The 22,224-nt window shown below is 37.4% G+C and carries 20 protein-coding genes; 16 read left to right on the top strand and 4 right to left on the bottom strand.

Features of this window, described 5'->3' with window-relative positions; genetic code table 11:
- The first annotated feature begins 8 nt into the window (after positions 1–8).
- The 8 genes from iolD to FW778_RS03805 all read left to right on the top strand — a co-directional run bounded on the left by iolD (position 9) and on the right by FW778_RS03805 (position 11,251).
- The gene (gene iolD / locus FW778_RS03840) at positions 9–1,874 is read left to right on the top strand and encodes a 3D-(3,5/4)-trihydroxycyclohexane-1,2-dione acylhydrolase (decyclizing) (RefSeq protein WP_150413267.1); all 1,866 of its coding nucleotides are present in this window, start codon (positions 9–11) and stop codon (positions 1,872–1,874) included.
- A 23-nt stretch (positions 1,875–1,897) separates the two neighbouring features.
- Positions 1,898–3,370 carry a CoA-acylating methylmalonate-semialdehyde dehydrogenase gene (locus FW778_RS03835; protein WP_150413266.1) on the top strand — a complete coding sequence of 491 codons (1,473 nt, stop codon included), beginning with the start codon at positions 1,898–1,900 and terminating at the stop codon, positions 3,368–3,370.
- A 7-nt stretch (positions 3,371–3,377) separates the two neighbouring features.
- A complete protein-coding gene (locus FW778_RS03830) occupies positions 3,378–4,289 on the top strand; it encodes a TIM barrel protein (RefSeq protein ID WP_150413265.1) in 912 nt (303 codons plus the stop codon).
- Between the two features lie 38 nt (positions 4,290–4,327).
- A complete protein-coding gene (gene iolG, locus FW778_RS03825) occupies positions 4,328–5,356 on the top strand; it encodes an inositol 2-dehydrogenase (protein ID WP_150413264.1) in 1,029 nt (342 codons plus the stop codon).
- A 156-nt stretch (positions 5,357–5,512) separates the two neighbouring features.
- On the top strand, positions 5,513–6,973 hold the full coding sequence (locus FW778_RS03820; RefSeq protein ID WP_150413263.1) for a glycoside hydrolase family 27 protein: 1,461 nt from the start codon (positions 5,513–5,515) through the stop codon (positions 6,971–6,973).
- Positions 6,974–6,983: 10 nt separating this feature from the next.
- A complete protein-coding gene (locus FW778_RS03815; RefSeq protein WP_150413262.1) occupies positions 6,984–8,639 on the top strand; it encodes an alpha-L-fucosidase in 1,656 nt (551 codons plus the stop codon).
- A gap of 9 nt (positions 8,640–8,648) precedes the next feature.
- Entirely contained in the window at positions 8,649–10,292 is a 1,644-nt protein-coding gene (locus tag FW778_RS03810) for a glycoside hydrolase family 28 protein (RefSeq protein ID WP_202552063.1), read from the top strand.
- Between the two features lie 158 nt (positions 10,293–10,450).
- Positions 10,451–11,251, top strand: coding sequence for a universal stress protein (locus tag FW778_RS03805; protein WP_150413261.1), 801 nt, complete (start codon positions 10,451–10,453; stop codon positions 11,249–11,251).
- Positions 11,252–11,281: 30 nt separating this feature from the next.
- On the opposite strand, the gene ytxJ is transcribed toward FW778_RS03805, so the two are convergent.
- Positions 11,282–11,617 carry a bacillithiol system redox-active protein YtxJ gene (ytxJ, locus tag FW778_RS03800; RefSeq protein WP_150413260.1) on the bottom strand — a complete coding sequence of 112 codons (336 nt, stop codon included), beginning with the start codon at positions 11,615–11,617 and terminating at the stop codon, positions 11,282–11,284.
- A gap of 277 nt (positions 11,618–11,894) precedes the next feature.
- Between ytxJ and FW778_RS03795 the strand changes: the two genes are divergently transcribed.
- The 3 genes from FW778_RS03795 (at position 11,895) to FW778_RS03785 (ending at position 14,915) form a co-directional block, all read left to right on the top strand.
- Positions 11,895–13,247 (top strand): UDP-N-acetylmuramate--L-alanine ligase, encoded by a 1,353-nt coding sequence (locus FW778_RS03795; RefSeq protein ID WP_150413259.1) that lies wholly within the window; start codon positions 11,895–11,897, stop codon positions 13,245–13,247.
- A gap of 38 nt (positions 13,248–13,285) precedes the next feature.
- Positions 13,286–14,053, top strand: a complete 768-nt coding sequence (locus FW778_RS03790) for a 3'-5' exonuclease (protein WP_150413258.1) — start codon at positions 13,286–13,288, stop codon at positions 14,051–14,053.
- A gap of 70 nt (positions 14,054–14,123) precedes the next feature.
- Positions 14,124–14,915, top strand: coding sequence for a polyprenol monophosphomannose synthase (locus tag FW778_RS03785; RefSeq protein WP_150413257.1), 792 nt, complete (start codon positions 14,124–14,126; stop codon positions 14,913–14,915).
- A 115-nt stretch (positions 14,916–15,030) separates the two neighbouring features.
- On the opposite strand, the gene xerD is transcribed toward FW778_RS03785, so the two are convergent.
- Positions 15,031–15,930 (bottom strand): site-specific tyrosine recombinase XerD, encoded by a 900-nt coding sequence (gene xerD, locus FW778_RS03780; RefSeq protein WP_150413256.1) that lies wholly within the window; start codon positions 15,928–15,930, stop codon positions 15,031–15,033.
- Positions 15,931–16,043: 113 nt separating this feature from the next.
- Between xerD and FW778_RS03775 the strand changes: the two genes are divergently transcribed.
- On the top strand, positions 16,044–16,547 hold the full coding sequence (locus tag FW778_RS03775; protein WP_150413255.1) for a YkgJ family cysteine cluster protein: 504 nt from the start codon (positions 16,044–16,046) through the stop codon (positions 16,545–16,547).
- Here the strand turns inward: FW778_RS03775 and FW778_RS03770 are convergent.
- The gene (locus FW778_RS03770; RefSeq protein WP_150413254.1) at positions 16,544–17,287 is read right to left on the bottom strand and encodes a M15 family metallopeptidase; all 744 of its coding nucleotides are present in this window, start codon (positions 17,285–17,287) and stop codon (positions 16,544–16,546) included. The two genes, FW778_RS03775 and FW778_RS03770, sit on opposite strands and share 4 nt — an antisense overlap.
- A gap of 57 nt (positions 17,288–17,344) precedes the next feature.
- Here FW778_RS03770 and FW778_RS03765 point away from each other — a divergent pair, with 57 nt between their 5' ends.
- From FW778_RS03765 to FW778_RS03755, 3 genes are all read left to right on the top strand, one after another.
- A complete protein-coding gene (locus tag FW778_RS03765) occupies positions 17,345–19,036 on the top strand; it encodes a L,D-transpeptidase family protein (RefSeq protein WP_150413253.1) in 1,692 nt (563 codons plus the stop codon).
- Positions 19,037–19,098: 62 nt separating this feature from the next.
- Entirely contained in the window at positions 19,099–19,524 is a 426-nt protein-coding gene (locus FW778_RS03760; protein ID WP_150413252.1) for a septal ring lytic transglycosylase RlpA family protein, read from the top strand.
- A gap of 94 nt (positions 19,525–19,618) precedes the next feature.
- Positions 19,619–20,947 (top strand): OmpA family protein, encoded by a 1,329-nt coding sequence (locus tag FW778_RS03755; protein ID WP_150413251.1) that lies wholly within the window; start codon positions 19,619–19,621, stop codon positions 20,945–20,947.
- A 67-nt stretch (positions 20,948–21,014) separates the two neighbouring features.
- On the opposite strand, the gene kdsA is transcribed toward FW778_RS03755, so the two are convergent.
- Positions 21,015–21,836 (bottom strand): 3-deoxy-8-phosphooctulonate synthase, encoded by an 822-nt coding sequence (gene kdsA / locus FW778_RS03750; protein ID WP_150413250.1) that lies wholly within the window; start codon positions 21,834–21,836, stop codon positions 21,015–21,017.
- Between the two features lie 38 nt (positions 21,837–21,874).
- On the opposite strand from kdsA, the gene FW778_RS03745 reads away from it, so the two are divergent.
- Positions 21,875–22,099 carry a hypothetical protein gene (locus FW778_RS03745; RefSeq protein WP_150413249.1) on the top strand — a complete coding sequence of 75 codons (225 nt, stop codon included), beginning with the start codon at positions 21,875–21,877 and terminating at the stop codon, positions 22,097–22,099.
- Positions 22,100–22,224 lie beyond the last annotated feature (125 nt).

Here is a 22,224-nt window from a genome sequence, read left to right as displayed (position 1 = left end):
TATATAAAATGGCAGAGAAAACAAAACGACTAACCACTGCACAGGCTACCATTGAATTTTTGCAAAAGCAATTTGTAGAAAGAGATGGAATTGAACAGGCATTCTTTGCCGGATGTTTTGGCATATTCGGGCATGGAAATGTCGGCGGCATAGGACAGGCACTATTTCAATACCTGGCTTTTAAATATTATCAATCAAGAAATGAACAGGCAATGGTTCATACCGCTATCGCCTATGCGAAAGTAAAAAACAGGTTAGGCGCATTTGTATGTACTTCGTCGATTGGTCCGGGTGCTACCAATATGGTTACTGGCGCAGCTACCGCCACTATTAACAGGTTGCCCGTGTTGCTTTTGCCAGGTGATATATTTGCTAAAAGGCTCGTGGATCCTGTATTACAGCAATTAGAATATCAATATTCCAAAGACCTTTCAGTCAATGATTGTTTTAAACCGGTTTCGAGATATTGGGATCGTATCAATCGTCCTGAACAGTTGATACCTGCTATGATGAATGCGATGCGCATACTAACGTCGCCGGCTGAAACGGGAGCTGTTACCATTGCTATTCCGCAGGATGTTCAGGCAGAAGCTTATGATTTTCCTCTTAGCTTTTTTAAAAAAAGAGCGTGGCAGATTCCAAGAATAAGAGCAGACAAAAACATATTACAAAAGGCAGCAGCAATTATAAGCCAGGCAAGAAACCCTGTGATAATTGCAGGTGGTGGAGTTATATATAGCGATGCATGTAACGAATTAAAAAAGCTGGTAAACAGAACAGGCATTCCTGTTGCTGAAACTTTTGCCGGTAAAGGGAGCCTGCGTTTTGATGAACCTCAAAACCTGGGCGCGGCAGGCGTTACAGGTACTCCCGGTGCCATTGCTGCCTGCGAGAAAGCAGATGTAATTATTGGGATTGGTACACGTTACAGCGATTTTACAACGGTTTCGCAAGGTGGATTTCAAAATCCTTCGGTTCAGTTTATTAATCTGAATGTTTCTGAGTTCGATTCTTTTAAACAAGGTGCTTTACCTGTCGTGGGAGATGCGAAAGAATCAATCAAAGAGCTTGATAAATTATTAAAAGATTATAAGGTTCCTGATAAATATGATGGTGCCATCAAAAAGAGCCATACAGATTGGAATAAAATTGTTGATAAGGTCTATTCATTAAATCATGGCATACCAGTAAGCCAGGGTGAAGTGATTGGTGCGGTGAATAATTTTTCATCAGCAAAAGATATTGTGGTATGTGCTGCAGGAAGCTTGCCGGGTGATTTGCATAAGCTCTGGAAAACTGCTGACAGCAAGGGGTTTCATCTCGAGTATGGCTATTCCTGCATGGGATATGAAATCGCGGGTGGCCTTGGTGCGAAGATGGCTGATCCTTCAAGAGAGGTATATGTGATGGTGGGCGATGGAAGTTATTTAATGTTGTCGCAGGAAATAATTACGTCTATACAAGAGGGTTATAAACTTACCATTATATTGCTTAATAATAATGGTTATGCAAGTATTGGCGGCCTTTCAAAATCTTTGGGAACAAAAGGATTTGGAACAGTTTATAAATACCGCGATAAGAAAACCGGGCAGCTTACTGGCAATTATTTGCCGGTTGATTTGGCCACCAATGCGGAGAGTTTAGGCGCAACTGTAATTCGTACAAAAAGTATCGATGAATTTAGACTGGCGCTTGCGGATGCAAAAAAGGAAAATAAGACAACAGTAATTTATATTGAGACTGACCGTGAGCAAAGAGTGAATGGTTATGCCTGGTGGGAAGTCCCGGTGGCAGAAGTATCAACCGTTAGTTCGGTAAAAGAGAGTCTTGAAAAATTGCAAAACAATAAGAAAAAACAAAAATATCATTTATAAAAAAGCATAATAAAAAAACAAAAATGGACGTGTTAAAAAATTATATTAATGGCCGGTGGGTTAACAGTGTTTCCAAAGAAACAATAGATGTAGTGAACCCCGCTACTGGTGAAGTTTTGGCGAAGGTGCCTTTTGGAGTTTATACTGCAACCGATGTGGAAACGGCTGTAAATGCAGCAAAGATTGCTTATCAACAATGGAAGGATGTGACAGTTTTAAAACGTATTCAGCCGCTGTTTAAATTGAAGCAGCTTTTCGAAGATAACGCTGATGAGATCGCCCGGACCATCACGCTCGAGTGTGGTAAAACGTTAGCAGAGTCAAATGGGGAAGTTCAAAGAGCAATTGAGAATATAGAAGTAGCTGCCGGCGCTCCAATGCTTTTGCAAAGCGAGTTTTTAGAAAACATCACAACAGGAATTGATGAGTACATGATAAGGCAACCGTTGGGTGTAACAGCGTGTATAGCGCCTTTCAATTTTCCTGCAATGATTTCTTTTTGGTTTCTTCCTTATGCTATTGCGTGTGGCAATAGCATGATTATAAAGCCTTCTGAAAAGGTGCCACTAACCATGATGAAAATTTTTGAATTGATCGGTCAGTTAGATATTCCAAGCGGATTAATTAATTTGGTTCATGGCGGAAAACAATCTGTTGATGCCTTACTCGATCATCCGGATATTAAATCCATAAGCTTTGTAGGAAGTACAGCAGTGGCTAAATACATTTATTCCCGCGGCACCGCCAAAGGAAAAAGGGTTCAGGCGCAAGGAGGTGCAAAAAATCCCGTTGTCATATTACCGGATGCTGATCTTGAAATTACTTCCCAGATTATTACGGATAGCGTGTATGGCTGTGCCGGTCAACGTTGCCTTGCTGCATCTGTGGTAATAGCTATTGATGATAATTCAAAAATTCGCGATTCTTTATATGCTTCTGCAAAAGCAAGAACTGTTGGTTTTGGGTTAAACAAAGGAGTAGAAATGGGGCCTGTTATAAGCAAAGAAAGCAAGAGAAGAATTGAAACGCTGATTGCTCAAGGTGAAGCAGAAGGAGGTTCTATTTTATTAGACGGAAGAAATGCTTCTGTAAAAGATTATGAGCAGGGGAATTTTATTCAACCAACAATTCTTGAAAATATACCAATAGATGGTGATCTGATTAAAACAGAAATCTTTGGTCCCGTTATGAGCTTGTTGCACATGAAAACGGTAGACGATGCGATTGCGTTTATCAATAACGGTAAGTACGGAAATATGGCATGTTTATTTACGAGTAGTGGTTCCAGTGCCCGTAAATTCAGAAGCCAGGCAATGGCTGGGAATATAGGAATTAATATTGGCGTTGCGGCTCCGATGGCACAATTCCCTTTCAGTGGATGGAAAGAAAGTTTCTTCGGCGACCTTCATGGACAAGGCAAGCATGCCATCGAATTTTTTACACAAACAAAAGTTGTAATAGAACGTTGGCCGAAAGAATGGTCAAGAAAATTTTAATAATACTATGGAAAATAAAATTAAAATAGCGAACGCACCTTGTTCATGGGGAGCATTGGAGTTTGAATTGGAAGGGAAATCTTTGGGATATGAACAAGTTTTGAATGAATTGGTTGAAACGGGTTATGCGGGTACCGAATTGGGCGATTGGGGGTTTATGCCAACTGAACCTGGCGCTTTGCATGATGAAATTGCAAAACGAAATATTAGCTTGTTAGGTGCTTTCGTACCAGTTGCTTTGTCAAATGAAAGTGCCCATGAAGAAGGTGTGGAAAAAGCATTGAAAGTTGCTGGACTCATGTATGATGGAGGTTACACAAATGCGTTTATTGTATTGGCCGATGAGAATGGAACAGTGGAATATCGAACAAAGAATGCTGGCAGAACAAATGGACATGGCAGCCTTAATGATTCTCAAATGAAAATTTTTGGCGCAGGTGCGGAGAAGGTTGCCAAAGCCGTAAAAGATAGATATGAGATGCGAACTGTTTTTCATCATCATTGTGCCGGGTATATTGAAACGCCTGAAGAAATTGATGCGTTCCTGCAAATAACCAATCCGCAACTGGTGGGACTTTGCTTTGATACAGGCCATTACATGTTTGGTGGGGGAACGAATCCTGTTGAAATTCTTGAAAAATATTGGGATCGCGTCTGGCATGTACATTTTAAAGATTTTTCATCAGAAGTAGCAGCATTATCCGCAAAAAATAATTGGGATTATTTTCAATCCATTCAGCATGGTGTGTTTTGCCAGCTGGGTAAAGGCGATGTTGATTTCGAATCGATCATACAATTTTTAAAAAATAAAAATTACAATGGATGGATTGTAGTGGAACAGGATGTTTTACCGGGAATGGGTAATCCTAAACAATGCGCTGAAAACAACAGGCGTTATTTACAAAGTAAGGGTTTATAATTGAATCACTTTTTAATATACTTTTAAAAAACAAAAAGATGAAGCGAGTTAATATTGCGCTATTGGGAATGGGACGTATAGGTAAAATCCATTTCAAAAACATTGAACAACATTTCCCGGGTGCAAAAATTGCAGCGGTTGCTGATCCTCTTTACGATATATCTCTCAAAGAAAAATATAGTAACATCTTCTTTTCTAAAGATGCGAATGAAGTAATTGCATTACCTGGAGTAGATGCAATATTAATTTGCACGCCAACAAGTTCCCATGCTGATTTAATTGAAAAAGGAATTCAAAATAAAAAACATATTTTTTGTGAAAAGCCCATGGACCTTTCTTTGGAAAGAACTGATGCTTTGAGTTCAATGGCAGAGGATGCCGGCGTAAAGTTGATGCTTGGATTCAACAGGCGGTTTGATCCTGATTTTATGCAGGCTTACAAATCGGTTCGTGGAGGAACCATAGGTGATATTCAAATTGTAAAAATTACCAGTCGTGACCCGGGATTGCCACCGATCGATTATATAAAAAATTCCGGGGGTCTATTTATGGATATGGCCATACACGATTTTGATATGGCCAGGTATATTATGGGTAAAGAAGTAGTGGAAGTATATGCAAAGGGTTTAAATATTATAGATAAAAAAGTGGGAGAAGCTGGCGATATTGATACGGCATTGACTACATTAACTTTTGAAGATGGCACCTACGCTGTTATTGATAATAGCCGGAAAGCTGCTTACGGGTATGATCAGAGATTAGAAATTTTTGGAAACGAAGGAATGATACAAGTTGAAAATAATTTGCATAACCGGAATGTACTTTATAATGAAAAAGGAATACATCATGCATTACCGCTTGATTTTTTTATGGACCGTTATGCAAAATCCTATTTAAATGAAATGGAATTATTTATTGATGCATTAACCGGTGATAAGGAAATGCCTGCCGGCGGAGCAGATGGACTAAAGGCGACACAAATTGCTTATGCAGCCAAAATGTCTATGGAAAACGGCCGCCCGGTAAAGCTTTCAGAGGTAAAGGTTAAGGCAAAGGAAATAGCTTGATATCATTTGAATAAAATAGAATTTTATTCATTTTTTATATTGAGTAAAAAAAGTCTTTTGAAAAGATATTAAGAACGGAAACGTTACTAACGTCTGACAGTAGCCGAAAATAGAATAAAGCGATTGTTTTTTTGTATTACATTAAAAGGTAGCGAAATGATATTTACAGGTAAAATAATTATTAGGAAAATAATTTTCGTATTTCTGATTCTTGTGCTGTCTTTCCCTGTTTTCTCTCAACAAAAAAATTTTGAAAAATGGGCACCTTCGCCGCCGATGGGCTGGAATAGTTATGATGCCTATTATGGCTGCATTACGGAAAGCCAGTTTAAAAATGAAGTGAATGTATTAGCAAAAAAATTATTGCCTTACGGTTACCAATATGCGATAGTGGATTATTGTTGGTTTAATCCGGGCCCGAAAGGTTGGGATTCGGATAACTGGATAACCTTTGATGTGGGTAAAGTTTATAACGATAATAATTTTGGAGGAATGGCAATTGATAAATATGGCCGTTTATTACCTGCCCTCAACCGTTTTCCTTCAACAGCAAATGGTAAAGGTTTTAAAGCGCTGGCCGATTACGTTCATGCAAAAGGAATGAAGTTTGGAATTCATGTCATGAGGGGAATATCAAGAGAAGCCGTAGAAAAAAATATGCCGGTCTACGGAACAAATTTTCATGCAAAGGATATTGTAAGTTATATTGATAGCTGCAGGTGGAACGGGAGCATGTATGGTGTGGATGCAACAAAACCCGGAGCTGCAGCGTATTATCAGTCTTTAATAAATTTATATGCATCATGGGGAGTTGATTTTATAAAAGTGGATGATATATTATCTCCCATTTATCACAAGGGAGAAATAGAATTGATTAGAAAAGCAATTGATAAATGCGGGAGAAAGATCGTATTGAGTTTGTCACCAGGCGACGCTTTAATGGGCTATGCAGAGCATGTAGATAATAATGCCAATATGTACAGGATGGCTAATGATGTTTGGGACCGTTGGGAAGATATACTCCATATGTTTGACATGACAAACGATTGGTCATCTTTTATTGGAAATGGCTCCTGGCCTGACGCTGATATGATTCCTTTTGGTAAACTTTGCCTCACCGGTTACCCCGAGGCTCGTAACAGTCCAAATTCAGAAAAAAGAGAACATTTTTGCTTTTTATCTTATGATGAGCAAAAAACATTTATGACACTTTGGTGTATGGCCCGTTCTCCTTTAATGTGGGGTGGTTCAGCATTGTACAGTTCTGATAGCGCCTTTGCCGTGTTGACCAACAGGGATATTTTGCATATTCAGCAAAACAGTTTTAATAACCACCAGGTTTATATGACGAACTATGGCCAACGGGCATTTAACAAGGACTATCGTATATGGATAGCCGAGGATGTAAAAGGCAAAATAAAATATGTGGCTTTATTTAATCTTGAAGATGTAAATGCCGATGTAACATTTAACACTCAATGGGAGTTGTGGAAAGGGAAATTCAAAGCAACAGAACTGTGGACAAAAGTAATTAAGGATGTCAATAACGATGTTTTAGTTGGAGAAAATATCCCTCCACACGGTGTTAAAGTATTTAAGCTTGAATCTTATAAATAATTTCAATTACATGAAAAGAAGAACTGTTATAAAAAGCCTTGCGGCCACTGTTCCTGCCATTTGGATAGGCAATCAACTGAATGCAAATTCTTTTTTTGCAAATATGAATCAGCTTGAGCCTTTGATGCAAGGGCCCTTTGAACCAACATGGGATTCGTTGAAACAATATGAAGTGCCCGATTGGTTTCGCGATGCAAAGTTTGGAATGTGGGCGCACTGGGGTCCGCAATGCCAGCCCGAGTATGGCGATTGGTACGCACGCAGCATGTATATAGAAGGCAGCAGGGATTATAATTATCATGTTGAAAAATATGGCCATCCTTCTAAATTTGGTTTTAAAGATGTCATTCATGAATGGAAAGCGGAAAACTGGAACCCGGAAGAGCTGGTGAGTTTGTATGCAAATGCCGGTGCAAAATATTTTGTCGCACTAGCCAATCATCATGACAATTTTGACAACTACAACAGTAAATACCAGAGATGGAATTCTACCAAAATAGGCCCCATGAAAGATTTGATAGGTGGATGGGAAAAAGCTGCCCGAGAAAGCGGGTTACGTTTTGGTGTTAGCGTTCATGCGGCACACGCATCTTTATTTTACGAACCTTCACAATCGGCAGATAAAGCCGGCCCTCTTGCAGGCGTTCCGTATGATGGAAAATTGCAGAAAAAAGATGGAAGCGGTAAATGGTGGAATGGGCTCGATCCACAGGAGTTGTATGAACAAAGGAAACCGTTAATTGGTGGAAATTATGATATCGGCAAACAATGGGCGTGGCGTAACGGTGCTATCGTTCCTTCAAGAGCATATTGCGATAAATTTTTAAACCGTACAATTGATCTTATCAATAAATATAATCCTGATCTTCTTTATTTCGATGACACTGCATTGCCGCTTTGGCCCATTAGTGATGCAGGGCTTAAAATTGCTGCACATTATTATAACCAAAGTATTCAAAAACACGGCAAGCTGGAAGCAGTTCTTACCGGAAAAGTTTTGGATATAGAACAGCGTAAATGCATGGTTTGGGATATAGAACGTGGCCAAAGTAATAATATAGAGCCGCTTCATTGGCAAACAGATACTTGTATCGGCAACTGGCACTACGACCGGCCATTGTATGATAAACACGGGTACAAAACTGCAAAAACAGTTGTTCATACTTTAATCGACGTCGTAAGTAAAAACGGGAATTTGTTATTAAACATTCCTGTTCGCGGCGATGGAACTATTGATGATGATGAAAGAAAAGTCGTGGCAGGAATTACCGACTGGATGAAAATCAATAGCGAAGCCATTTACAGTACAAGGCCATGGAAAAGTTTTGGCGAAGGTCCTGCAATTGAAGATGTGGCACCACTTAAAGCGGAGGGTTTTAATGAGGGTAAAGGCAAACCATTTACAGCAGAGGATGTTAGGTTTACGACGAAAGATAATAGCCTTTATGCGTTTGCGTTAGGTTGGCCGGGCGATCAAGAAGTAATCATTAAATCCTTAGCATCGACCTCGCCCAAATTAGATGGTAAAAAAGTAAATAATGTTACCTTGTTAGGCCACAACGGTAATTTGCAATGGAACCAGGCAGATGATGGATTAAAAGTTAAAATGCCTTTACAACCACCTTGCGATCACGCCGTCGTAATGAAAATTGAAGGAATTATTTAATTATATGTTTTGAAAAAAATCAATTTACTCTTAGTAACATTTTTTGTGATGGTGGCTTGCTTCGGCCAAAAAAGAGATTTTGTAATAACGGATTATGGCGCCATCCCGGACGGAGTTACTAATAATGTAATTGCGCTACAACATGCGATTGACGATGCGAACAAAAATGGCGGTGGCAGAGTGGTTGTTCCGAGAGGCCGGTTTTTAAGCGGTGTTATTCATTTAAAATCGAATGTTGAATTGTTTGTTCACGAGGAAGCTGTGTTGCTTGCAAGTACTGACAGGGCTGATTACGGACCAAGCCAGAGCGCTTCTGCATGGATCGTGGCCGATCATGCAAATAATATTTCTATTACCGGCAATGGCACTATAGATGGTCAATGCGACCTGCTAATACAGGATATTTATAAAAAGTTAAAGGCAGGTGAATTATATGATATAGAATGGAAGCAGTATAATGACTGGCACCAGCGAAGGCCGAGTGAAAGCAACCGGCCACGAATGATCGAATTTAGAAATTGTGATAGTGTTACTATAAAAAATATTCACCTGCAGAATGGTACTTCATGGATACAGGATTATAAAAATTGCAGCAACCTAAAAATCGATAGCGTACATGTTTTCAGCAATACATTTTTAAACAACGACGGCATTGATGTCGTGGATTGCAAAAATGCCAGAATAACAAATTGCATTATTAATGCAGCCGATGACGGTATCTGTTTAAAATCAGAAGACAGTAATAGGCGCTGCGAAAATATTTATGTTGCCAATTGTAAAGTTCGTTCGAGTGCCAGTGCTGTAAAATTAGGGACAGCTTCACGTGGAGGTTTCAAAAATATTGTAATAAAAAATATTGAAGTCTATAATACCTTCCGCTCTGCAATTGCAATTGAATCAGTTGATGGAGGCAGGTTAGAAGATGTAGATGTGCAACACATTCATGCAGTCAATACGGGTAACGCAATTTTTATCAGGTTGGGCCATCGCAATAAAGATTCAGTTATAAGTCAACTGCGAAATGTATTTATTAGCGATGTAACTGTAGAAGTACCGAAGGGCAAACCCGATAAAGATTACCCAATGGAAGGACCCGAGTTGAGAGCTCCATCAAAAAATGAAGATACCACTGTTCAGTATCCAAATGATGCAGCGCCGTGGGATCATTTTAGTATTGATACAAGTTCAGCATTAATTCCGCACAATGTTTTTCCTTCTTCAGTTACGGGCTTTCCGGGCCATCCTGTTGAAAATGTAGTGCTGCAGAATATTACTATCATTTATGATGGAGGTGGAGATAAATCGTTAGCGCATTTTCCATTAGATTCATTTAATAAGATTCCTGAAGCGATAACAAATTATCCAGAGTTTTCAATGTTTGGTGAATTACCTGCATGGGGTTTATATGTCAGGCACGTAAAAGGAATTACATTAAAAAATATAAAGCTGGTTAATAAAACGAAAGATTACAGAGTGTCTTTGCTGATGGATGATGCACAAAAAGTTACCGTGCAAAATTTTTCTGTAGAGGGCGCTACGTCTCTTCCAACGTTATTTTTTAATGACGTAAAACCATTAGTTCTTAACAATATAAAGGCTCCCGGAAAGAGAAATCAAACAATCAAGATTAAAACGACCCGGTCTGAAAAATGATGTTAATGAACAAATCGTACATGTGCACTTAATGTTGAAACCTGGAAATTATTGGCTTCGACAATTACTCTAAAGACTAGTTACAAGAAAATCGATCGATTTGGAAAATAAGATTCCTTTCAAATCTTTAATTTGATATTTGCAACCAAATATTAATGATGAAAAAGATTATTGTTCTTTTTAATGGTATAAACGCTCCATGGCATATTACCACGTTTGCTTTAAATATCGCTAAACAAAATAATGCCGAAGTGCAGGCTATATTTTTGAAAGATGAAGAAAATTCCTATCCGTTCCCAAGTGATATAACCTCCGTTCAAAACGACTTGTCGCCTGCAAAGGAAAAGGCGGATGATGAAATACTCGAAGAAAAGAATGTGCAATTATTTAAAACCTTTTGCGAAGATGAAAAAGTAAAGTGTTCTTTTGAACTGAATGTTTCTCTAAAAAAGTTAGTTGATTTAAGTACCGGAGCAGATTGTATAGTGGCAGACTCACGTGACGATTTTAGAAAATATTCTCTTAAAGATATTATGGCCGAAGTGAAATCTCCTTTATGCCTTATATCTGTCAATGCTACTAAAATTAAAAATGCGATATTATTATACGATGGAAGCGACGATGCAATGCTTGCAATTAAAACTTACTCGAATCTCTTTCCAAAATTGAATAAGAAAAAAACCTTCCTGGTAACTATCAATGAGAAAGAGAAAATAAAAAGGAAACACAGAGAAGCCATCTTTCAAAAACTTGAAAAAAGATTTGATGACCTTGAAACAGTATCGCTTACAGGAAAGCTTGAAAAAAAATTAATTGAATTTCTTGACGATCATACCGAAAATACGATGGTAGTTATGGGCGCTTATGGAAGGAGCTCCATTTCGCTGCTTTTTAAACCCAGCCTGGCTAATGTAGTACTGAACCAGTCAAGGACTTCTTTATTTATTGCGCATGATTAAAGAATAGTAAGCGGTAACAGCGCTTTAGCATCAGGTGTTGGCTGCATTTGCCTTTATATCGTCCATATCAATGCCTGAATGGCTCTCATCATACACACATGCTCCCTTGTTGATAATGAGTACTTGCGGAGATTCATGCGGAACATGAAAATCGTGGGCTATTTTGTTGGAAATAGTTCTATGATTTATTATATCAAGGAAATAAAAATCCATTCCTTCAGGCTGCTCCTTTCTATCCAAACGGCTTTTAGCCATGCTGCTTATAGCGCATCGGCTGCTGTGTTTAAAAATTACCTGTGGAACGTGTAGGGAATTTGTTTTTATTTCTTCGAGCTGTTCCTCATTATTCAAAGGAATCCATTTCATGTATTTATACGAGGTGCAATATTTAAAATCAGTGAATAATATTTTGCGTCATAGGACAGCCTGTCCTGCGGGAACTGCTGCAAGACGTAAATATTGCTGCAATTGAACCGGCTAAAGTAAGAATAATGATCAATTTTTTCATAACGATAATTTAGGTTAAAACTTTATTTTGCACCTGTTTGCAAATTTAAATCTAACTTTTTAAGTTGTTATTTCAAAAAACGAATTATATTTCAATCTATTGTTAAAATCTTAAAATACTCGATAAAACTTCATCATGCGTGTCCATTTTATAGCCATAGGAGGTAGTGTTATGCACCAGCTTGCAATTGCCTTGCACCGTAAAGGTTACGAAGTAACCGGCAGCGATGATGAAATCTTTGAGCCGGCATCCACCAATTTGCATAAAGAAGGGATATTGCCTGCTCAAAGCGGGTGGAACCCTGCTAATATAACTCCCGGTATAGATGCAATAATACTGGGAATGCATGCCAAAGATGACAATCCGGAGTTAAAGAAAGCACGGGAAATGGGTTTGAAAATATTTTCATTTCCTGAATATATTTATAAAGAAAGTGAGGATAAAAAAAGAATTGCGGTGGGAGGCAGTCATGGTAAAACTACAACAACCGCGATGATTATGCATGTGCTCAAATATTCGCACATTAATTTCGATTACCTGGTTGGAGCACGGCTGGAAGGATTTGAACAGAGTGTGCAAATTACTGATGCACCACTGATTGTATGTGAAGCCGATGAATATCCTGCGAGTGCTATAGAAAGACGTCCAAAGTTTCATTTTCTTTTTCCACATATTGCAGTAATAACCGGTATAGCATGGGATCATATAAATGTATTTCCTACGTTTGATTTTTACCTCGAGCAGTTTAAAATTTTCATTGAGAAAATAGAAAAGGAAGGTGTTTTAATTTATAATGCAACGGATGAAATATTAAAAAAGTTAATTGAGGAAAATAAAAGAAGCGATATAAAATATGTGCCTTACGCACTGCCGACATACTTTATTGAAGACGGTATAACAACCGTCGTGATTGGCAGGGAGAATGCCAAATTAAAAATTTTTGGAAACCATAATCTTCTAAATTTGCAGGCAGCTCATAATGTTTGTAAAACGCTCGGCATAAGCGATATTGATTTTGCAGATGCAATTGCTTCTTTTACGGGAGCGGCTAAGCGTCTTGAAATACTTGCTGAGAATAAATATTATAATATTTATCGTGATTTTGCGCATGCGCCCAGTAAAGTAACGGCAAGCATAAACGCAGTTAAACAACAATTTCCTCAAAGAAAACTGGTGGCAATCCTCGAATTGCATACCTTCAGCAGCCTTAATGAAAAATTTATGCATGAATACTCGGGCGCTATGGATAATGCTGATGAAGGGATTGTTTTTTACAGCAAGCACGCGTTGGAGTTAAAACGGTTGCCAATGCTTGAGCCGCAAAGTGTGATGGCGGGATTTGATAAACAAAATCTCGAAGTTTTTACCCGCAAAGAAGACCTCGAAAAGAAGCTCAAAAGTATAGACACCATCAATACTAATTTTCTTTTCATGAGCAGTGGAAATTATGAAGGAATAGATATTTTAAATGCGCTAAATAATAACTGAATTAATAATAAACTAAATTCTAAATTTAAAATTCAATAATGCCCTTACAACTAAAACGCCCATTAGTTTTTATTGACCTTGAAACAACAGGCACCAATCTTTCAACCGATAGAATTGTGGAAATAGCTATTATAAAAATATTTCCTGACGGAACTAAAGCTGTGAAGCAGAAAATTATTAACCCCCAAATATCAATTCCAAAAAACAGCAGTGAAATACATGGCATTACGGATGATAAGGTAAAAGATGCGCCTACATTTAAGCAGGTTGCTAACGAGCTGAAACAATTCATTGAGGATTCAGATTTTTCCGGGTATAACTCCAATCGTTTTGATATCCCGCTGTTAATGGAAGAATTTTTGAGAGCTGGCCTTGAAATCGAAATGTCAAACAGGAAAATGCTTGACGTTCAGCATATTTTTCATATGATGGAAAAGAGAACGCTCGGGGCCGCCTATAAATTTTATTGCGAAAAGGAATTGCATGATGCCCATTCAGCCGAGGCCGATGCCACAGCCACCTGGGAAATATTGGAAGCCCAGCTTACCCGGTATGAACATTTAGGAAATACTTTAGATACTATTTTGCAATTTACAGGCGAAGAGAAATTCGTGGATTTTGCGAGGCGGTTTGTTATGGATAATGATGTAGAAGTATTTAACTTTGGAAAACATAAAGGCCGCCCCGTTTCCGAGGTTTTAAAGGCTGAGCCTCAATATTATGACTGGATGATGAAAGGCGACTTCCCATTACATACAAAGCAAAAGCTTACTGAAATATTGAACCGAACCTTATTAAAAAAATGACCTTGTAAAACTTTTTAAAAGGAATTTTTAAGATTAATTGTAATTTCATTTTAAACACACAAGCCCTTTTTTGGAAAAACTTCTTATTATACCTACATACAATGAGAAAGAGAATGTTGCTTCTGTTATTGAAACAGTGTTTTCGCTTCAGCAAAATTTTCATATTCTTATTATAGATGATAACTCTCCTGACGGTACCGGGGCAATTGTGAGAGGGCTTTTTTCGAAATATAACGGAAAACTTTTTCTCGAAGAGCGGGAAGGAAAACTTGGTTTGGGAACCGCTTATATACTCGGTTTCAGGTGGGCAATATCCAGGGGTTATCAATACATTTTTGAAATGGATTGCGATTTTTCGCATGACCCTCACGATCTAGATAAACTTTACAAGGCTTGCAAATATGATGGTGCCGATGTAGCGGTGGGGTCCCGTTATGTAAAGGGCGGAAACGTAAAAAACTGGCCATCCATCAGAGTAAATTTGTCAAAAGGTGCATCAATTTATACCCGTTTAATTACGTTTATGCCGGTAAAAGACCCTACGGCCGGCTTTGTATGTTACACATCTAATGTACTCGAAGCAATTAATTTAGACGAGATTAGTTTTGTCGGGTACGCGTTCCAGATAGAAATGAAATTTGCTGCATGGAAGCTTGGCTTTATTATAAAGGAAGTTCCCATTACATTTATCGACAGGAAATATGGTATTTCGAAAATGAATAAGGGAATTGTCAAGGAAGGTATTTTCGGCGTGCTGAAACTTAAATGGATGAGTATGTTTAAGAATTACAGGAGCCGGGTTAAAAATATCAATGAAAATAGCGCTTATCAAAACGAGAAGGTGCTGGTTGAAGGGAAATAATTACTTTCAAAAAAATATCCCGTTAGTACGCTTTTTCTCTCTTTTAATATTTTACTAAGATTCATCTTTATAGGGCAACCGGATAAAGATTTTGTACGGAAAATATTGAAATACTTTATTTATAGGAAGGATGAAATTGCTCCAACGTATTCCGGAGATATTCCCGGTTAAGATGTGTATAGATTTCTGTTGTAGTAATGCTTTCATGGCCCAGCATTTCCTGTACTGCCCTTAAATCTGCACCACCTTCTACCAAATGGGTAGCAAATGAATGCCTGAAGGTATGAGGGGAAATGGTCTTTGGTATACTGGCTTTTTTTGCAAGATCTTTTATGATCATAAAAATCATAACCCGTGACAGCTTTCTTCCCCTGCGGTTAAGAAAAAGAATATCTTCAAAGCCTGGTATAACGGGAACATGTACACGAATATTTTGGCGGTAGATATTAATGTATTTTATGGCTGGGCGGCCTACAGGAACTAATCTTTCTTTATCTCCTTTTCCAATAATGCGGATATAACCCACATCAAAATACAGGCAGGATAAGCGGAGATTTACCAACTCACTTACCCGTAATCCGCAACTGTACAAGGTTTCAATTATGGCTTTATTTCTTGCGCCTTCATTGGTACTTACATCAATCGAATTACTTATACGCTCTATTTCGCTAAAGCTTAACACATCCGGCAAATGTTTTATTAGCCTCGGAGTTTCGAGCAGAGCTGTTGGATCTGTTTTTGAAATTTGTTCTTGCTGACAATATTTATAAAAATTTCTAAGCCCGGAAATAATTCTTGATTGCGAAGAAGGCGTCATTCCCAATTCACCGATCCATTGCAAAAATTTTTCAAGGTGTTTTAAATTAACCTGTTCGGGTTTTAGTTCAGGCTCGCTGAATGAAAGGAACTGCGTTAGTTTATCGATATCGTGAATGTAGGCTTCAACAGAATTTTCTGATAAAGATTTTTCAAGCTGAAGATGTGCCTTAAATCCCTTTTTATAAACATCCCACATGGTAGGCCCTGGTTTAATAGTTGTGTGAAATTAAAATAAAATATGCGCTACTTTTATAGTTTTAAACAAACTACTTTAAATCTATTCGGCGGCCTATCTAACTTTCATCTTACATGCAGCGTATTAATCTTCTAAAGCACAAAAGAAAGTTTCAAAAAAATAAAAGATCGTTTCGGTATTTCATTACAAAAACCGAAAATAATCTCCCCAGAAATTTTGAGAATATTGTATTGCAAAAAAATAAGGAAGTGTGGGAAGAAATTGATTGCCTCGGTTGTGCTAATTGTTGTAAGGTAATGAGCCCAACTTATACCTTTACCGATATAAAAAGAATCGCTGCGCATTTGGGTATGAGGCCAAAAGATTTAAAAGAAAAATGGCTTTACCTTGATAAAAGGGGAAACGACTGGATGAACAAATCAAGGCCCTGCCAGTTTCTCGACCTTAAAACGAATATGTGTTCTATTTATGAAGTGCGTCCTGCAGATTGTGCCGGATTTCCGCACTTATTGAAAAAGCCATTTAAAGATTACATGCACGTTCATAAACAGAACATTGAATATTGCCCGGCAACAATGCTACTTGTGGAGAAAATGTATGAAGCAATAAAGAGCTAATATTTTGTTTTCCTGTTAATTTTTTTTAGTGCTGCAAAAGGAATATCCAGGAGTTCATAATCCTTAGCACCTGGCAAACTAAAATGCCACCACTCCATACTGAGGCTTACGAAACCGTATTTTGCCATAACGTTTTTTAATAAAAGCCTATTGTCTAAAACTGCTTGCGGCAATCCCGTGAAGTCCCCGTGGGCAGTATCGCTGAAATCATCGAAGCCAGTACCCATGTTTAACTCTTTTTTTGTACGAAGATTTACTAACGTAACATCAACGGCTATTCCACGGTTATGTCCGCTTCCCTTGGCTGGATCTGCCGCGTAGCGATTATCTTTTACAGCTTCCCACATTTCTTCGGTAACAGCATAAGGGCGATAAGCATCGAATATTTTTATAGTAAGATTTTCATTGTTAAGGGCAATAACCACTTTTTTCAGAGCGTTTACTGCTGCAAGCCGGAGGTAGGTCGTTTGCAGCGACGGATACAACCTTCGATGCATAAAATTGTTGTTGGTTGAGTATCTTAAATCAATAATTAAAGAAGGGATCGCTTTTTTCACATCAATCATTTTCTTATTGGAATCAGTCACAATTTCGCTTTGTAATAATTTTACATCATCAATAACCATTAACCCATACTTATTGCCGACTTTTGATTGTGCTGAAATTTTTATAACTGCAAAATGAAATATAAGGGTAAACAGCAGTAATAACTTCAAAGAATTGTTTACTTTATAAATCATTATTTTAATTTTAAATTTTTATAAGAACCATTATTATTTCTAAACACCTATAACAACATGCTTCAAAAAACAAATGTAGTTTATGTTTTATTTACTCTTATTCTCATGAGTGGTATAATTGGCTGCAAGAATAAGCATGCTGCAGTTAAAAAAGAGATTGTAAAAGTGCCTGAGGAGATGGATGATCAGATTACTGAAAATATAAAAGCGGTATTACAATTTGCCCATGATAATAATGGCAAAATAAATGATTCCAGTAAATTATATCTCTTTAACGTGGTAAACTCATTTTATGATAACAACAATTATCACAACATCTGGAGCAGGAAAGAAAAATGGATGCCTCTTGCGGATTCAATGTTTGATTTTATTGAGCATTCCAAATATTATGGACTCTATCCCCGCGATTATCATTTTAACGAATTAACTGCATTACGAAAAAAGATAATCGAGGATACTTTAGCAAAAAAAGATGCAATAGTATGGACGAAAGCAGACCTGTTGCTAAGCGATGCTTTTATGAAAACCTTACGAGATCTTAAAGAGGGAAGACTTTTACCCGAAACTCTTTCAATAACCCGGAAGCCAAAATATATTGATTCATTTTTTATTAAAAATTTAACTGAAGCCCGCAATATTGCTTCTTTAACTAACCTGTTTAATTCTGTTGAACCTGCTAACTTTCGATATCAGTCTCTTAAAAACCTTGTGAAGGATTTTGTTGATAATATGGATACTACCAGGTACCAGTTTATTGTTTACCCGCAAAAAGATTCTTTTTTACTTATTAAAAATCTTCAAAAGAGATTGGTCCAATCTGGTTTGGCCAAGCCGCTCGACACATTACCTGATTCAGTGTTATTAAGCAAAGAAATAAAGAAATACCAAAGTGCTAATAAACTCAGGAAAGACGGAAAATTTGGCCCGAAGCTTATCGAATCTCTTAATAATTTTGACCAGGAGAAATTCAGGCGAATTGCAATTACGCTTGACCGTTATAAGCTGATGCCCGATACACTTCCGCTGCGATATGTTTGGGTAAATCTTCCATCTTATTTCCTCGAATTATGGGATAATGATACGTTAATAATACGTTCTAAAGTTATTATAGGTAAACCTGAAACACGTACGCCTGTATTAACTTCTGCAATTACGGATATGGTCACATATCCGCAATGGACAATTCCCGAAAGCATTATTAAGAAAGATATTTTGCCGGCATTAAAAAAGGATCCGGGTTACCTTGCAGCGAAGGGATTTAATTTGGTTGATTCCAAGGGAGACATTGTAGATCCTTACACTATTAAATGGTCAAAATATTCTAAAGGAATTCCATGGAAAATAATGCAGGGCAGCGGAGACGACAATGCGTTGGGAGTACTAAAATTTAACTTTAATAATCCTTATAGCGTTTACCTGCACGATACCAATCAACGTTATCTTTTTCAAAATTCTGACCGGGGGTTGAGCCATGGTTGTGTGCGTGTTCAAAAATGGGAGCAACTTGCGTTCTATATTGCAAGAAACGATAGTTTAAATACAACCAAAGAACAGAAGCTCGCTTACGATGTTGATTCTATTAAAAAATGGCTCAGCAATAGAGACAGGAAACGTATATTTATAAAGAACAGGCTACCTCTTTTTATTGAATATTTTTCCTGTGAAGCAAGAGATGATAAACTGGTTATCTATAAAGACATTTATAATGACGATGCTATGCTTGCCGAAAAATATTTTGCAAATAAATAAGCGACAAATACGTTATGCTATTAATTATTATTTTGTAAAATATTACCTCATCATTAATTAATATGAGAAAAATAATTCCTGTCTTTTTACTAATTGCTTTTTTTTCACAGAATTTATATGCGCAAAAAACAGTTAGGAGAAAAAAGCATATAAACGCAAAAGAAAAAAAGAGTACCAAAAAAACGATTGTCAAATACGGAGTAGCAAGTTTTTATGCTAAGAAATTTGAGGGGCGCTCTACAAGGAACGATGAAATTTATAATTCTGCAAAATACACTGCTGCCTGTAATGTATTACCTCTTGGCACGTGGATAAAAGTTACCAATCTTCGCAATCATAGAACCGTTATTGTAAGAATAAACGACAGGATGAATCATAAAAATAAACGCCTTGTTGATTTGTCAAGAGCTGCCGCCAGGGATCTTGGTTTTTTGGGAAGAGGCGTGGCAAAGGTAAAAGTAGAGGTGCTCAACAATTTTCGTCCATAAGCTTGTGGAGACGGTTTACATAAAATAGATAACTAATTAATTTTACCCTTTGCCTGCGACGGATTAATTTTGCTTTACAGTAAACTAATTGGCTATGAAAAAAATTCAATTTTTATTTATTTGTATTTTTTGTTTTGCAACAGCATTTGCCCAGCAGGAAACTACACATAAAAAGCAGGCTCTGGGGATTAGTTTTTTTTTAAATGATTTTAAAACCGCAGCAAACATCAGAACTAACGGTTTGGTGAGTGTTCTCAAAGACAAAAGTTTTTTTAAGCCGTCGATAATGAACCCGGGAATTGCAGTTGATTACTTTTCCGGAATCAGTAAACATGTAGATTTTATAGCTACGCTCGGTGGTTCTTTTCTGGACTATCCTATAGATAACGTGCCTGCTTTTAATGCAAATAATTTTTTATTAGAAACCACAGCAAACCTTAATTTAAAATTACTAACGGACAAATATTGGGTGGTACCTTTTATTGATCTTGGGGTAGGCGCCAGTAATTATCAAAAATATTTTAGCGCTTTTACTCCTGTTGGTATTGGTTTGCAGGTTAATTTTTTGGATGAAGCGTATTTAATTTTGAATTCTCAATATAGAATTCCGGTTACTGAAAATGCAAGCTATCATTTTTACCACAGCATAACTATTGCCGGCAATATCGCCAGCAATAAAGTTATTGTTCCTAAAGCCGTTGAAGTACCTGTAGTTGTTGATCGCGATGGAGATGGTATAGTAGACAGTTTGGATGCATGCCCTGACCAGGCAGGAACAACTGCTTTGCAGGGATGTCCTGATAAAGACGGTGATGGAATTGCAGATAAAGATGATAAATGTCCGGATGTTGCAGGCACCGCGAAGTATAACGGCTGCCCCATACCCGATACTGATAAAGATGGTATTAATGATGAAGAAGATAAATGCCCGACAGTTGCAGGAGTTGCCCGTTACCAGGGATGCCCGGTTCCGGACAAAGATAATGATGGAGTAAATGATGAAGAAGATAAATGTCCAAACGAAGCAGGGCCTGCATCAAACTTTGGATGCCCTGTAATAGATGTGGTAGTGGTTGAAAAAGTAAACAAGGCAGCAAAAAATATTTTCTTTGCAACAGGTAGTTCAAAGCTTCTTGCGAAATCTTACAAATCATTAAAAGATGTAGCACAGATATTGAAAGATAATCCATCTTATAAAATAGATGTTGATGGCTATACCGATATTACTGGCTCTGCAGATAAGAATCAAACATTATCAGAAAACAGGGCTAATTCAGTTAAGCAATACTTAATAGCCAATGGAGTCGATGAAAGCCGTATAACCGCTACGGGACATGGTATTAATGATCCGATTGCAGATAACAAAACTGCTGCAGGCCGTTCTAAAAACAGGAGAGTAGAAATGAAACTTAGGAATTATTAAGTAAAAAAAATATTTAAAATAGAAAATCCCGTTGTTAAGCGGGATTTTCTATTTTAAGACAATTGATTTATAAAACAGCCTTTCTAACGGCAATTAATTTTTTAAGTAACTCTTCAAGTAAATCAAGCTTCAGCATATTTGCTCCATCACTTAAAGCGCAGGAAGGATCGGGATGTGTTTCAATAAATAAGCCATCAGCGCCCGTTGCAATCGCAGCTTTGGCAACGGTTTCAATCATTTGAGGATTGCCACCAGTAACGCCGCTGCTTTGATTGGGCTGTTGTAAACTATGTGTGCAATCCATAACTACAGGTACTCCATGGTTTTTCATAATAGGTATATTCCTGTAATCAACTATAAGATCGGTATAACCAAAAGAATTTCCTCTTTCAGTTAAAATCACTTTATCATTTCCGGCTTTTATTATTTTATTTGAAGCAAACTTCATGGCTTCGCCGCTCACAAATTGTCCTTTTTTTACGTTTACAATTTTACCAGTCCTAGCAGCCGCAAGCAACAAATCAGTTTGCCTGCAGAGGAATGCGGGTATCTGTAAAACGTCAACATATTGGGCAGCAACTGCAGCTTCCTCTGCAGTATGTATGTCAGTTGTTACCGGAATGGAAAATTTTTCTTTTACTTTTTTTAATAATTGCATTGCTTCTTCATCGCCAATACCCGTAAAAGAATCGCCACTGGTCCGATTGGCTTTTCGATAAGAAGCCTTGAATGTATAAGGAATTTGAAGCCTTTTGCAAATCTCAAAAACTTTTTTTGCAATGTCCATTACTAAAGTCTCACTCTCTACAACACATGGCCCAGCAATTAAAAAGAAATTATTTTCATTATACTGCTGGCCTGCAAAAAGTTCTTTAAGAAAATCTTTCATTATATCATTTTAAGAAACAAAGTTATTTTAAAGTGCCGATGTGGCACAAAGAAAAACAAATCGTATTGCTAAAATTTGTTGGCAAGCCGGGCTCCTCATTTATTTGTTTTAGTTTGCCAATAAATATTTTTATATGCCTGGTAAAAAAAGTGTTGGTTGCTGATGATGATTTCGGAATTGCAGATGTAATGCTTGATCTCTGCATGTCGGGAGTTGATGCTAATGTTGTTTGTAAAGAACTAAAAGTGAACGATAATTTTTGACATATTCCTGTTATAATAATTTCAGACCACAAGAACATAAAGCAGATATCCATTAATTGCAATGCCGATGGATTTTTATCGAAGCCTTTTGAATTAAGTGAATTATTGAGTATGGCTCATAAATA

The organism is Ginsengibacter hankyongi, from assembly GCF_008710285.1.
In the GTDB taxonomy this organism is placed as follows: domain Bacteria; phylum Bacteroidota; class Bacteroidia; order Chitinophagales; family Chitinophagaceae; genus Ginsengibacter; species Ginsengibacter hankyongi.
The sequence above is the reverse complement of the archived record's forward strand: the minus strand, read 5'-3'. Positions and strand labels throughout refer to the sequence as shown.

Bases quoted from the DNA above. Each gene is read 5' to 3' on its own strand.
- iolD (WP_150413267.1), top strand. From the start codon at position 9: ATGGCAGAGAAAACAAAACGACTAACCACTGCACAGGCTACCATTGAA.
- FW778_RS03835 (WP_150413266.1), top strand. From the start codon at position 1,898: ATGGACGTGTTAAAAAATTATATTAATGGCCGGTGGGTTAACAGTGTT.
- FW778_RS03830 (WP_150413265.1), top strand. From the start codon at position 3,378: ATGGAAAATAAAATTAAAATAGCGAACGCACCTTGTTCATGGGGAGCA.
- iolG (WP_150413264.1), top strand. From the start codon at position 4,328: ATGAAGCGAGTTAATATTGCGCTATTGGGAATGGGACGTATAGGTAAA.
- FW778_RS03820 (WP_150413263.1), top strand. From the start codon at position 5,513: ATGATATTTACAGGTAAAATAATTATTAGGAAAATAATTTTCGTATTT.
- FW778_RS03815 (WP_150413262.1), top strand. From the start codon at position 6,984: ATGAAAAGAAGAACTGTTATAAAAAGCCTTGCGGCCACTGTTCCTGCC.
- FW778_RS03805 (WP_150413261.1), top strand. From the start codon at position 10,451: ATGAAAAAGATTATTGTTCTTTTTAATGGTATAAACGCTCCATGGCAT.
- ytxJ (WP_150413260.1), bottom strand. From the start codon at position 11,617: ATGAAATGGATTCCTTTGAATAATGAGGAACAGCTCGAAGAAATAAAA.
- FW778_RS03795 (WP_150413259.1), top strand. From the start codon at position 11,895: ATGCGTGTCCATTTTATAGCCATAGGAGGTAGTGTTATGCACCAGCTT.
- FW778_RS03790 (WP_150413258.1), top strand. From the start codon at position 13,286: ATGCCCTTACAACTAAAACGCCCATTAGTTTTTATTGACCTTGAAACA.
- xerD (WP_150413256.1), bottom strand. From the start codon at position 15,930: ATGTGGGATGTTTATAAAAAGGGATTTAAGGCACATCTTCAGCTTGAA.
- FW778_RS03775 (WP_150413255.1), top strand. From the start codon at position 16,044: ATGCAGCGTATTAATCTTCTAAAGCACAAAAGAAAGTTTCAAAAAAAT.
- FW778_RS03770 (WP_150413254.1), bottom strand. From the start codon at position 17,287: ATGATTTATAAAGTAAACAATTCTTTGAAGTTATTACTGCTGTTTACC.
- FW778_RS03765 (WP_150413253.1), top strand. From the start codon at position 17,345: ATGCTTCAAAAAACAAATGTAGTTTATGTTTTATTTACTCTTATTCTC.
- FW778_RS03760 (WP_150413252.1), top strand. From the start codon at position 19,099: ATGAGAAAAATAATTCCTGTCTTTTTACTAATTGCTTTTTTTTCACAG.
- FW778_RS03755 (WP_150413251.1), top strand. From the start codon at position 19,619: ATGAAAAAAATTCAATTTTTATTTATTTGTATTTTTTGTTTTGCAACA.
- kdsA (WP_150413250.1), bottom strand. From the start codon at position 21,836: ATGAAAGATTTTCTTAAAGAACTTTTTGCAGGCCAGCAGTATAATGAA.
- FW778_RS03745 (WP_150413249.1), top strand. From the start codon at position 21,875: ATGTGGCACAAAGAAAAACAAATCGTATTGCTAAAATTTGTTGGCAAG.